This is a genomic window from Nocardioides marmoraquaticus, from assembly GCF_054777915.1.
The window spans coordinates 214,067-226,270 of sequence record NZ_BAAHAA010000003.1 but is presented as its reverse complement, the minus strand read 5'-3'; the positions used below and the strand labels follow the sequence as shown (position 1 = coordinate 226,270).

At 74.1% G+C, this 12,204-nt stretch carries 11 protein-coding genes; 9 read left to right on the top strand and 2 right to left on the bottom strand.

Translation table 11 applies throughout. The features are described from left to right. Positions 1–183: 183 nt before the first annotated feature. A complete protein-coding gene (locus tag ACYU8I_RS03960) occupies positions 184–915 on the bottom strand; it encodes a TetR/AcrR family transcriptional regulator C-terminal domain-containing protein (protein ID WP_460837674.1) in 732 nt (243 codons plus the stop codon). A 166-nt stretch (positions 916–1,081) separates the two neighbouring features. Here ACYU8I_RS03960 and ACYU8I_RS03955 point away from each other — a divergent pair, with 166 nt between their 5' ends. Genes ACYU8I_RS03955 through ACYU8I_RS03930 form a run of 6 tightly spaced genes read left to right on the top strand, consistent with a single transcriptional unit; the run spans position 1,082 to position 7,052 of the window. Beyond that, entirely contained in the window at positions 1,082–1,741 is a 660-nt protein-coding gene (locus tag ACYU8I_RS03955) for an HAD family hydrolase (RefSeq protein WP_460837672.1), read from the top strand. 21 nt (positions 1,742–1,762) lie between these two features. Next, on the top strand, positions 1,763–3,037 hold the full coding sequence (locus ACYU8I_RS03950; protein WP_460837669.1) for a sedoheptulose 7-phosphate cyclase: 1,275 nt from the start codon (positions 1,763–1,765) through the stop codon (positions 3,035–3,037). Further along, complete coding sequence (locus ACYU8I_RS03945; RefSeq protein ID WP_460837667.1) at positions 3,034–3,861, top strand: O-methyltransferase; 828 nt, start codon at positions 3,034–3,036, stop codon at positions 3,859–3,861. The genes ACYU8I_RS03950 and ACYU8I_RS03945 overlap by 4 nt, the downstream gene beginning before the upstream one ends. After that, entirely contained in the window at positions 3,858–4,706 is an 849-nt protein-coding gene (locus tag ACYU8I_RS03940) for a TauD/TfdA dioxygenase family protein (RefSeq protein WP_460837666.1), read from the top strand. Before ACYU8I_RS03945 ends, ACYU8I_RS03940 begins: the two co-directional genes overlap by 4 nt. Beyond that, positions 4,703–6,013, top strand: coding sequence for an ATP-grasp domain-containing protein (locus tag ACYU8I_RS03935; protein ID WP_460837663.1), 1,311 nt, complete (start codon positions 4,703–4,705; stop codon positions 6,011–6,013). The genes ACYU8I_RS03940 and ACYU8I_RS03935 overlap by 4 nt, the downstream gene beginning before the upstream one ends. Next, positions 6,006–7,052: a D-alanine--D-alanine ligase family protein gene (locus ACYU8I_RS03930; RefSeq protein ID WP_460837662.1), complete on the top strand. Its 1,047-nt coding sequence runs from the start codon at positions 6,006–6,008 to the stop codon at positions 7,050–7,052. The genes ACYU8I_RS03935 and ACYU8I_RS03930 overlap by 8 nt, the downstream gene beginning before the upstream one ends. On the opposite strand, the gene ACYU8I_RS03925 is transcribed toward ACYU8I_RS03930, so the two are convergent. Next, positions 7,036–8,058: a LacI family DNA-binding transcriptional regulator gene (locus tag ACYU8I_RS03925; RefSeq protein ID WP_460837660.1), complete on the bottom strand. Its 1,023-nt coding sequence runs from the start codon at positions 8,056–8,058 to the stop codon at positions 7,036–7,038. The genes ACYU8I_RS03930 and ACYU8I_RS03925 overlap by 17 nt on opposite strands. A gap of 97 nt (positions 8,059–8,155) precedes the next feature. On the opposite strand from ACYU8I_RS03925, the gene ACYU8I_RS03920 reads away from it, so the two are divergent. The 3 genes from ACYU8I_RS03920 to ACYU8I_RS03910 are packed head-to-tail and all read left to right on the top strand — an operon-like array spanning position 8,156 to position 12,182. Further along, the gene (locus ACYU8I_RS03920; RefSeq protein ID WP_460837658.1) at positions 8,156–9,535 is read left to right on the top strand and encodes an MFS transporter; all 1,380 of its coding nucleotides are present in this window, start codon (positions 8,156–8,158) and stop codon (positions 9,533–9,535) included. Continuing rightward, positions 9,532–10,377 (top strand): shikimate dehydrogenase, encoded by an 846-nt coding sequence (locus ACYU8I_RS03915; RefSeq protein WP_460837656.1) that lies wholly within the window; start codon positions 9,532–9,534, stop codon positions 10,375–10,377. Before ACYU8I_RS03920 ends, ACYU8I_RS03915 begins: the two co-directional genes overlap by 4 nt. Next, positions 10,377–12,182 carry a bifunctional sugar phosphate isomerase/epimerase/4-hydroxyphenylpyruvate dioxygenase family protein gene (locus ACYU8I_RS03910; RefSeq protein WP_460837655.1) on the top strand — a complete coding sequence of 602 codons (1,806 nt, stop codon included), beginning with the start codon at positions 10,377–10,379 and terminating at the stop codon, positions 12,180–12,182. Before ACYU8I_RS03915 ends, ACYU8I_RS03910 begins: the two co-directional genes overlap by 1 nt. Positions 12,183–12,204 lie beyond the last annotated feature (22 nt).

Here is a 12,204-nt window from a genome sequence, read left to right as displayed (position 1 = left end):
GCACGGGCCACCCCTGCACGACGATGAGCTCGGCGAGGCGTTGCCGGCCGACAGGGGTCAGTGGAGCGTTAGCGTGAGTCATTGAGGACCTTCGGTCAGAGGTTGGTGTGGTAACCCCTCCGTACCGAAGGTCCTCGCTATTCGTCTACGCCTCGGCGTTCACAACCTGCCGGGGAACTACAGCTAGAGGTCGCCGGCCGCCTCGGCCAGCAGCAGCGACAGCCGGTCGAGCAGCGACTCGAGCGACTCCTCGAACTCCGTGGCGGAGAGGTCCTGCGACAGCAGCTCGCGCAGCGAGGCGACGGTGGCGAACTCCTCGACGCCACCGGCCTCGACCGACCCGTCCTCGACGACGTCGATCGGGCCGAGATCGGCGCCGCGCGAGGCCACCTCGAGCAGCAGGTGGCCGAGCAGGAAGCTGGTGAAGGCGCGGTACGCCGCCACCGCGGCCTCCTCGGTGAAGCCCTCCTGTCGCAGGCCCCCGAGGAAGCGGTCGACCCACTCGAGGTCGCGCAGGGGCGGCCGCAGCCACGGCGCCTCGGGCGGTCGCGAGGCGACCAGCGGGAACGCGCGCGGGTGGGAGAGGGCCACCCGGCGCACGCCGTGGGCGAGCCGCTGCAGGAAGTCCTGCCACCCGTGCTCGGGCTCGCGCAGCACGTCGCGGTCGTCGCCCATGCCCGACATCAGCGAGGCGACGACCGCGTCGAGCAGCGCCTCCTTGCCGGGGACGTGGCGGTAGAGCGCCATGGCCTCGACGCCGAGCCGCGTGCCCAGCCGCCGCATCGTCAGGCCGGCCAGGCCGTGCTCGTCGACGTAGTCGAGCGCGGCCGCGACGACCCGGTCACGGCTCAGCGGGGTGCGGCTGGACGGAGGCTCGCGCCCCGCGACCACGGAGGCATCGGCGTCGTCGTCCACCTGTGACGAGTGCCCGTTCGCGGCCGGACCACGCCGACACGCCCGCACCGAAATTCCTCCCGATTGTGCTCGGCGACCAGGGGAACGTCACTCGCGACCTCGGACCGGCTGCCAGCAACGCGCCGTCCGACGACCCTCACGACTCTCCCCACGAAGGGTGACACCCATGAGCGCAATCCTGTTCGGGTCCATCAGCAGCCTCGCCGACACCTCGGAGGTCCAGCGCGAGGCGTTCAACGCCGCCTTCGCCGAGCACGGTCTCGACTGGCGCTGGGACCGCGACGACTACCGGCAACAGCTGCAGGGCAGCGGGGGCCGCGACCGCATCGCCGAGTTCGCCCGCGACCGGGGCGAGGAGGTCGACGCCGACGCCGTCCACGCCACCAAGTCGCGGTTGTTCCAGGAGCGGCTGCGCGAGCAGCCGGTGGTCGCCCGGCCGGGCGTCGTCGAGACGATCCGCGCGGCCCGTGAGCAGGGTCGCCAGGTCGGCCTCGTCACCACGACGTCCCCCGAGAACGTCGAGGCGCTGCTCTGGTCGGTGCCCGACCTCGGTCGCGACGACTTCGACGTCGTCGTCGACGCGACGCAGGTCGAGCAGCCCAAGCCCGACCCGGCGGCGTACACCCTGGCCCTGGAGCGGCTGGGCGTCGACGCGGGTGACGCCGTGGCCGTCGAGGACAACCTCGGGGGCGTGGCCTCCGCCCGGGCCGCCGGTGTCCGCGTCGTCGCCTTCCCCAACGCCAACACCGCCGACCACGACTTCGCCGATGCCGACCTGCGCACCGACGAGCTCGACCTCGACCGCGTCACCGGCGCGGCGGCCTGACCCCTCACCCCGGAGCACACGATGACCGCAGAGAACGCTGCCGAGCAGACCGCGGGCCCCACCTCCCGCCTCACCTCGACCGACGACACCTTCCGCGTCGAGGCCTACGAGAAGATCGACTACACCCTGACCGTGGTCGACGGCGTCTTCGACGTCGCCAACGGCCAGCTCGCCGCGACCTACGCGCCGTGGGGCCGCTGCCTCATGATCGTCGACAGCGCCGTGCACGAGCTGTACGGCGAGCAGGCGGCGGCGTACTTCGAGCACCACGGCATCGCGCTGACGGTGCTCTCGCTCGAGCTCGACGAGACACGCAAGACCTGGTCGACGGTCGAGCGCATCGTCGACGCCTTCGCCGACTTCGGCCTGGTGCGCAAGGAGCCGGCGCTGGTCGTCGGCGGCGGGCTCACCACCGACATCGCGGGCTTCGCGTGCGCGTCGTTCCGGCGCTCGACGCCCTACGTCCGGATCCCGACCACGCTGATCGGCCTGATCGACGCCAGCGTGTCGATCAAGGTCGGGGTCAACCACCGCAAGTACAAGAACCGGCTGGGCGCCTACCACGCGTCGTCGCAGGTGCTCCTCGACTTCGCCTTCCTCGGCACGCTGCCGCAGGACCAGGTGCGCAACGGCATGGCCGAGCTCATCAAGATCAACACCGTCGCCGACGCCGACACCTTCGACCTGCTCGACAAGCACGGCGAGGAGCTGCTCGCGACGCACTTCGGCCACCGCGACGGCACGCCCGAGCTGCGCGAGGTCGCCCACGAGGTGACCTGGCGCTCCATCGAGACGATGCTGCGCCTCGAGGTGCCCAACCTGCACGAGCTCGACCTCGACCGGGTGATCGCCTTCGGGCACACCTGGAGCCCGACCCTCGAGCTGGCCCCCGACGTGCCGTTCTTCCACGGCCACGCCATCAACGTCGACATGGCCTTCTCCACCACGCTGGCCGAGCGTCGCGGGCACATCGGCACGGCCGACCGCGACCGGGTGCTGTGGCTGATGAGCAAGCTCGGGCTCGCGCTCGACACGCCGCACCTGACGCCCGAGCTGATCGCCTCGGCGACGGCGTCGATCCTGCAGACCCGTGACGGCTCGCTGCGCGCCGCGGTGCCGGCACCGATCGGGGAGTGCCTCTTCCTCAACGACGTGAGCGCGGAGGAGCTGGTCGAGACCCTCGAGCACCACCGCCGGGTGGTGCAGGACTTCCCGCGTGGCGGCGAGGGCGTGCAGATGTTCATCGACAGCGGTGCGCCGAAGGCCTCGATGGCTCCCGCCCGGGGCGCGGCGTGAGCCAGCCGCTCGCCCCGCGGCTGGCCCCGCGGCCGGTGACCCCGGCTGCGATCCTGGCCGCCGAGCTCGACGACCTCGTGGCGACCGCCCACGCCGCCGACACCCCGCAGTGGCAGCAGCGGCTCGCCCGCGCCCGTGATCTCGTCGGCGGGCTCGACCCCTACGTCGAGGCGTGCACGACCGCGCCGTCGCCGGCGCTCCAGGGGCTCGCCGCGACCACGGCCTCGACCGCGTGGGCGGAGACCCCGGGAGCGTCGAGCGGGTCCGGGCTCGAGGCCGAGATGCTCTCGGGCCACGTCGAGGGACAGCTGCTGCGGCTCCTCGTCCGCGCGACCGGTGCCCGCGAGGTGCTCGAGATCGGCACCTTCACCGGGTACGCCGCGCTGGCGATGGCCGAGGCGCTGCCCGACGGCGGGCGGGTCACGACGCTCGAGGTCGACGAGGGCGTGGCCGACCTGGCGCGCGCGGGCTTCGAGGCCTCACCGGCGGGGGAGCGGATCGATGTGGTCGTCGGGCCCGCGGCCGACAGCCTGGCCGCGCTCGAGGGCCGGCGCTTCGACCTCGTCTTCCTCGACGCCGACAAGGCCGGTTACCGCGGCTACCTCGACCTGCTGCTGCGGCTCGACCTGCTGGCCGACGACGGCCTGGTGTGCGTCGACAACACGCTGATGCAGGGGCACCCCTGGCTCGGCGCGACCAGTCCCAACGGCGAGGCCATCGCCGACTTCAACCGGGCGGTGGCCGACGACCCGCGGGTCGAGCAGGTGCTGGTGCCGCTCCGCGACGGCGTCACCCTGCTGATGCGGACACGGGAGGACGCATGACCACGACGACCTCGCCCGTGGAGGAGGTGCTGCGACCTGTCGGGGTGCGGCTGACCGGGGTCGACCTGCGCGAGCCCGACCACGCCCTGGTGCACCGGCTCGTGCACCTGCTGGCCGAGCACGGCGTGGTCGTGATGCCCGACCAGCACCTCGACGACGACGCCTTCGAGGCCTTCCTGCGACGCTTCGGCGCCCCGTTCTTCACCACGGGCGAGACCCCCGTGGAGGGCCATCCCGACCTCAACGTCATCAGCAACGTCGGACGCACCACGCCGCCGCGCAGCACCTTCCACGTCGACAGCAGCTATGTCGCCTCGCCGCCGGCCTACACCGCGCTGCGCACGGTGCAGGTGCCGGCCCAGGGCGGCCAGACCCTCTTCAGCAACCAGTACGCCGCGCTCGAGTCGCTGCCGCCCGAGGTGCGCGACGACCTCGTGGGGCGCAGCATCCGCCACGTCGTGACCGGCGTCGAGCTCGGCCCCGACGACGAGCACGAGGCCTGGCACCCGGCCGTGCGCCGCCACCCGGTCTCGGGCCGCGACACCCTCTACCTGTCGACCCCGGCGCGGTGCGTCGAGGTCAGCGGGCTGTCGCCGGAGGAGTCGCGCGACCTGGTCGCGATGCTGCACGCCCACTCCACCCAGGACCGCCACGTGCTGCGTCACGCGTGGGTCGAGGGCGACGTCGTGATGTGGGACAACGGCTGCGTGCTGCACCAGGCCGATCACTCCGGGGTCGTCGGCGACCGCGTCATGCACCGCGGCATGGCGGTGGGCTACGCCCGCGGCGAGACCCGAGGCGACACGGGTGATGCCACGGGGGACGACACGGGGGACGAGGCGTGAGCCGAGCCCGCACGCTCGGGATGCTGGGCCTGCTCGGGCTGGCCCTGCCGGCCAACCTCGCCGTCACCGGCGCGGCGCTCGTCGCCTCGATCGTGCGCGGACGGCCCGAGCGGGCGACCCCCGAGCAGCCGCTGACGGTGCTGCTGAGCGGCGGCAAGATGACCAAGGCGCTCGCGCTGGCGCGGGCCTTCCACCGCGCCGGCCACCGCGTCGTGCTGGTGGAGTCGGCGAAGTACCGGCTGACCGGCCACCGGTTCTCGCGCGCCGTCGACACCTTCCGGGTGGTGCCCGACTCCCGCGAGCCCGAGTACGCCGCCGCGCTGCTGCGGGTGGTCGAGGAGGAGGGTGTCGACGTCTACGTGCCGGTGTGCAGCCCCGCCTCGAGCCGGCACGACGCGGCCGCCAAGAAGCTGCTCGAGCCGTGGTGCGAGGTGGTGCACCTCGATGCGGACGACCTCGACCGCGTCGACGACAAGGAGCAGTTCGCGACGTGGGCCGCCGAGCTGGGCCTGCCGGTGCCCGAGTCGCACCGCGTCACCGACCCCCAGCAGGTGATCGACTTCGACTTCGCCTCGCGGCCGCACCGCTTCATCCTCAAGAACCTCGACTATGACCCGGTCAACCGGCTCGACCTGACCCTGCTGCCCCTGGCCACGCCGGAGGAGACCGCGGCCTTCGCGCGCTCCAAGGCGATCGGGCCCGACTCGCCGTGGGTGCTGCAGGAGATGCTCGAGGGGCAGGAGTACTGCACCCACGGCACGGTCCGCGACGGACGGCTCACGGTGTGGGCGTGCTGCGAGTCGTCGGCGTTCCAGCTCAACTACGCCATGGTCGACCACCCCGGCGTCGAGGCGTGGGTACGCCGCTTCTGCGAGGGCACCGGCCTGACGGGCCAGCTGTCCTTCGACCTCGTCGAGACCGCCGACGGCACGGTCAAGGCGATCGAGTGCAACCCGCGCACGCACTCGGCGATCACGATGTTCGCCGACCACCCCGACCTGGCCGACGCCTACCTCGGTCGCGCGGGGCGGGAGGAGCCGGTGCGGCCGACGGCGAGCAGCCGGCCGACGTACTGGATTTACCACGAGGTGTGGCGGATGCTGCGCGACCCGCGCAGCGTGCCCGAGCGCCTCGGCGTGCTGCTCCGGGGCACCGACGCGGTGCTCGAGGTCGACGACCCGCTGCCGTTCCTGCTGGTGCACCACCTGCAGGTGCCGGCGCTGCTGCTGCGCGCGCTGTGGCGCGGCGACGACGTGCTCAAGGTCGACTTCAACATCGGCAAGCTGGTGGAGGCCGGGGGTGACTGAGGCGACGTCCGCCGCGCTGCGGGTGCTGCACCTCGTCGGCTCGCCCGTCGACGAGTTCCACGCCGAGCTCTCGCGTCTCTACGCCCGCGACGCGCTGGCCGCGACCGCGGACGCGGAGCGCTACGAGCCCCTCGTGGCCCACGTCGCGCCCGACGGCACCTGGACCCTGCCGACCGACCTCTCCGACGAGGCCGTGGCGGCGGCCCCGACCCTCACCCGGGCGGAGGCGCTCGCCCGGCTGGCCGAGGCGCGGGTCGACGTGGCCGTGCCCCAGCTGTTCTGCCGGCCCGGCATGACGACCTACCGCGCGCTGCTCGACCTGCTCGGCGTCCCGTTCGTCGGCAACACCGCGGAGGCGATGGCCCTCGGCGCCCACAAGGGGCGGGCCCGGGCGGTGGTCGCGGCCGCCGGCGTCGCGGTGCCCGAGGCCGAGCTGGTGCGGCGTGGCGAGCGTCCGAGCCTGGTGCCGCCGTACGTCGTGAAGCCGGCCGACGCCGACAACTCCCACGGCGTCACGCTGGTGCGTGACCCCGCCGATCTCGACGCCGCGCTCGAGGCCGCCCTGGCGGTGTCGGAGGAGGCGCTGGTCGAGCGCTACGTCGAGCTGGGCCGCGAGGTGCGGTGCGGCGTGCTCGAGCTCGACGAGGGCCTGGTCTGCCTGCCGCTGGAGGAGTACGCCGTCGACGCGACGAGCAAACCGATCCGCGACGCCGCCGACAAGCTCGCCCGCACCGACGACGGCGACCTGCGGCTGGTCGCCAAGGACGTCGAGCACGCCTGGGTGCTCGACCCCGCCGACCCGGTGACGGCGCCGGTGTGGGAGGCGGCGCAGCGGGCGCACCGTGCGCTCGGCTGCCGCGACTACAGCCTGTTCGACTTCCGTCTCGACCCCGAGGGTCGGCCGTGGTTCCTCGAGGCGGGCCTCTACTGCTCCTTCGCCGAGCAGAGCGTCGTGGCCGTGATGGCGCGGGCCGCGGGATGGACGGTGCCCGACCTCTTCGGGGCGATGGTGGGCCGCGCGCTCAGCCGTCGCGGGTAGCCGGCGGCCCGCTGGAGCCGCGGACCACCAGCCTGGTCGGCAGCACCCGCACCAGCTGCTGGTCGGGGTCGGGCACGGCGCCCGGGCGGGTGAGCCGCGCGAGCGCCTCGACGGCGCGTGCCCCGGCCTCCTCGGTGCGCTCGGCCAGCGTGGTCAGCGGGGGGTGGCAGAAGTCGGCGCCGAAGACGTCGTCGAAGCCGACCACGGTCAGGTCGTCGGGCACATGTACGCCGCGGTCGGCGAGCCGCCGCAGCACGCTGATCGCGAGCACGTCGTTGTGGGCCACGACGGCCGTGGCGTCGGTGCTGAGCACGGCGTCGGCGGCCGCCGGGCCGGAGGCCATGGTGGGCACGAACGGCCCGAGCCGGGTCGCCCCCAGCCCCGCCTCCTCCGCCGCGCGGCGCAGCCCGGTCCACCGCTGCGCGCCCGACCACGACTGCGCGGGGCCGCCGAGGTAGGCCAGCGACCGGTGCCCCAGCGCGGCGAGGTGGGCGACGATCTGCCGGGTGCCCACACCGAAGTCGCTGACGACGCCGGGCACCCCGGGCACGACGCGGTTGACGAGCACCAGCGGTCGGTCGCCGGCGGCCGCGAGCAGGTCGGCGTCGGGCATGCGGGCAGCGGTGACCACGAAGCCGTCGACGGCCGCGCCGAGCCGCTCGACGACGCGGCGCTCGTGGGCCGGGCTCTCCTGGGCGTCGCCGATGACGAGGGTGAGCCGCTCCTGGGCCGCCGCGCCCTCGGCGCCCTTGACCACCCCGGCGAAGTAGGGGTTGGTGATGTCGGGGACGACCAGGGCGATGGTGCCGGTGCGGCCCGTACCGAGGGCGCGGGCGCTGGGGTTGGGCACGTAGCCCAGCGACTCGGCGACCTCGAGCACGTGGGTGCGGGTGACGTGGTTGACCCGGCCGGGGTTGCTGAAGGACCGCGAGACCGTCGAGGCGGCGACCCCGGCGGCCGCGGCGACGGTGTGGATGGTGGGGCGGCCGGGTCGGGCGGGGGTCACGGGGACAGCGTGGCACACGTCACGGCAATTTTTGGCAACCGATTGCCACGTGATCGCCGCCACACCTAGCGTCGCGGCCAACCACGAGGAGGACCGCATGACCAGCAACACCACCGGCCCGAGCGCCGCCGACGTCGCGGACGGCCAGGACCGCCGGATGCCCCGGCGCGCGGCGCTCGCCGCCTGGACGGGCAGCGCCCTGGAGTACTACGACCTCGCGATCTACGGCACCGCCGCCGCGCTGGTCTTCCCCTACGTCTTCTTCCCCGAGGGCAGCGAGACCGCCGGCACGATCGCCTCGCTCGCCACCTTCGCCGTGGCGTACGTCGCCCGCCCGTTCGGCTCGTTGCTGATGGGTCACATCGGCGACCGCGTCGGTCGCAAGGCGGTGCTGGTCGGCACGCTGATGCTGATGGGCGTCGCGACCTTCCTCATCGGCTGCCTGCCCACCTACGACTCGGTCGGTCTGCTCGCCCCGTCGCTGCTCGTCCTGCTCCGGCTGCTGCAGGGCCTCTCGGCCGCCGGCGAGCAGGCGGGCGCCAACTCGATGTCCTTCGAGCACGCCCCCGACGACCGGCGCGGGTTCTTCACCAGCTTCACGCTCTCCGGCACCCAGGGCGGCCAGGTGCTCGCCCCCGCGGTCTTCCTGCCGCTCGTCGCGGTCATGCCCCGGGACGTGCTGCTCGACTGGGGCTGGCGCGTGCCGTTCCTGCTCAGCGCCGTGCTCTTCGCCGTCGGCTTCGTGATCCGCGCGCGGCTGGAGGAGACGCCGTCGTTCGTCGACGACGTCGAGACCCAGGAGACGGTGCGCCGCACGCCGCTCTCGGAGCTGTTCACCGAGCACCGCGCCGGCGTGCTGCGGGTCTTCCTGGCCGCCTTCGTGGCGATGGTGAACACGATGTTCCAGGTCTTCGCCCTCAGCTTCGCCACCGGCCCGGAGTACGGCATCGGCTTCTCCAGCACCTTCATGCTCTGGCTCGCCATCGTCGCCAACCTCGTCGCGATCGCCGTGATCCCGGTGTGGGCTGCGGTCTCGGACAAGGTCGGCCGCAAGCCGGTCTTCCTCACCGGCCTGCTCGGCAGCGCCGTCCTGGTCACGGCCTTCCTCGGCGCGATCCGCGCCGGGAACGAGCCGCTGACGTTCGTGCTCGGCGTCGCCCTGGCCGGCGTCGTCTACTCGATGCCCAACGCGGTGTGGCCGGCCACCTACGCCGAGTACTTCCCGACCTCGGTGCGCCTGTCCGGGATGGCCGTGGGCACGCAGTTCGGCTTCGCGCTCGCCGGCTTCACCCCCGCCATCGCGGGCGCCCTCATGGCCGGCGAGGCCGACAACTGGTGGCGCGTCGCGGCCTTCGCCTGCGGGGCCTGCCTGGTCTCCGCGGTCGCCGTGCTGAGCGGTCCGCGGGCCACGCACACGGTGCCGACGGCCGAGGTCGGCCTGCGTCGCGGCGAGCGCGAGAGCGTGGGCGCCGCGTGAGCAGCGTCAGCCTCGCGCTGGTCGGGGCCGGCATCGGCCGGTCGCTGACCCCGGCGATGCAGGAGCGTGAGGGCGCGGCGCAGGGCCTCGCCCTGACCTACCGGCTGCTCGACGCCGAGGTGCACGGGTTCGGGGCCGACGACCTGGGGGAGGTGCTCACCTGGGCCGAGCGGTTCGGGCTCGACGGGCTCAACGTCACCCACCCCTTCAAGCAGGCCGTGCTCGCGCACCTCGACGACCTGTCCGAGACGGCGGCCGACCTGGGCGCGGTCAACACCGTGGTGCTGCGCGACGGGCGGCGCACCGGGCACAACACCGACGCCTCCGGCTACCGCGCCGCCCTGGCCGGGCTGCTGCCGAGCGGCACCGGTGAGCGCGTCACGCTGGTCGGTGCCGGCGGCGCCGGGGTGGCCGTCGGCTACGGGCTCCTCGACCACGGGGTCGAGCACCTCGACGTCGTCGACACCGATCTCGACCGCGCCGGGGACTGCGTCGTACGGCTGGCCAAGCGGTTCGGCGACGACCGCGTCGGCGTCGCCCGCGACCTGGCCGCCTCGGTGGCGGCGTCGTCGGGGCTGGTCAACGCCACGCCCGTGGGCATGCACGGGCACCCGGGGCTGCCGGTGCCGGAGCCGCTGGTCCGTGAGGACCTGTGGGTCTCCGACGTCGTCTACTTCCCGCTCGAGACCGAGCTGGTGGCGCTGGCCCGCTCGCGGGGCTGCCGGGTGCTGCCCGGTGGGGCCATGGCCGTCGGCCAGGCGGTGGGTGCCTTCGGGCTCTTCACGGGCCGCGCCGCCGACGCGGAGCGGGTCGCCGCGCACTTCCAGGACCTCACCGCCTGATGCGCACCGGCATCGCCACGCTCTCCCTGAGCGGCCGTCTCGTCGACAAGCTGCACGCGGCGGCCGCCGCGGGGTTCGACGGGGTCGAGGTGTTCGACAACGACCTCGTCGGCTGCCCGCTCCCGCCCGCCGACGTACGCCGCCTCTGCGACGACCTCGGGCTGGCCGTCGACCTCTATCAGCCGGTGCGCGACGCGGCCGGCGTGCCCGCGGCCGCCTGGCCCGCGACCCGGCGGCGGGTGCTCGGCCGGCTCGACGTGGCGGCCGGGCTCGGAGCGCCGGTGGTGCTGCTGTGCTCCCACGTCGGCCCGGACTCGGTCGACGACCCCGACCTGGTCGCGGCCCAGCTGCGCGAGCTGGGCGACGCGGCCGAGGAGCGCGGCCTGGTGCTCGCCTACGAGGCGCTGGCCTGGGGCACCCACGTCAACCGGCTGGCGCACGCGGCCGACGCGGTGCGGCGGGCCGACCACCCCCGGGTCAGCCTCGCCGTCGACACCTTCCACGTGCTGGCCCGCGGCGACGACGCCGACGAGGTCCGGCGCGTGCTCGACGGGGTCCCGGTCGGCTTCCTGCAGGTCGCCGACGCGCCGGTCAAGGACATGGGGCTGCTCGAGTGGAGCCGGCACTTCCGCTGCTTCCCCGGCGAGGGCACCCTCGACGTCACCGGCGTCGTGGCCGCGACGCTCGACGCGGGCTACACCGGCCCGGTGTCCCTGGAGGTCTTCAGCGACGTCGTGCGCGAGAGCGAGCAGCGGGTCATCGCCGACGCGGCGCTGCGCTCGCTCCGCTTCCTCGAGGACCAGCTCGCGCGGACCGTGTGCGACCCGGTCGCCTCGGGCGTCCACCCGGCCGCCCCGGCGCCGTCACGCGTCGACCTCGCGTTCGTCGAGGTCGCCGATCCCGACCGCTCGCCCGACCTCGCCGTCCTGCTCACCGCGCTCGGCTTCCACCACGCCGGCGACCACCGCAGCAAGCCGGTGCAGTGGTGGCGCCAGGGCGAGGCCCACCTCGTCGTCAACCAGACGCCCGGGCTGCCTGCCCTGGCCCACGCCGTCGGCCTCCGGGTGCCGGAGGTCGGCACCGTCGCGACCCGCGCGGCCGCGCTGCGCTGGCCCGAGGTGGCCGGCACCCGCGGCGAGGGCGAGGCACCGCTCCCGGGCGTCACCGCTCCCAGCGGCACCCACCTGTTCCTCTCCGGCGACGACCACCCGGGGGAGGACTGGCAGGTCGACTTCGTGCCGACCGGCTCGAGGTGGTCCGGCTCGGGCTGGTGCGGCCTCGACCACGTCGGACTGACCTGCCCGCCGGACCGGCTCGACGAGGAGACCGGCTTTCTGCGCGGGGTGCTCGGTCTCGAGCCGCGCGCGGTCGAGGAGTTCTGGGAGCCGCAGGGGCGGCTGCAGAGCCGGGCGCTGCGGCCCGCCGCGGGCGGCGCCCGCCTCGTCGTCAACACCGGCGAGGGTGCCCCCGACGTACGGCGCCGGGCCGGGGTCAACCAGGTCGCCTTCGCGTGCGACGACCTGCTCGCGCAGGCGCGGGCGCTGCGGGAACGCGGCGTACCGCTGATGCGGGTGCCGGACAACTACTACGTCGACCTCGCCGCGCGCACCGACCTCGGCGACGAGCGGGTCGCCGAGCTGCGCGAGCACGGCGTGCTGCACGACGCCGACGAGCACGGCGAGCTGCTGCAGCTGTGGACCGACGTGCTGCCGACCGGCTTCTACGTCGAGCTGCTGCAGCGCACGGGGGGCTACGGCGGCTACGGCAGCCGCAACACCCAGCTGCGGCTCGCCGCCCAGGGGTGAGTTTTGGCGCCGCGGCCCCCGG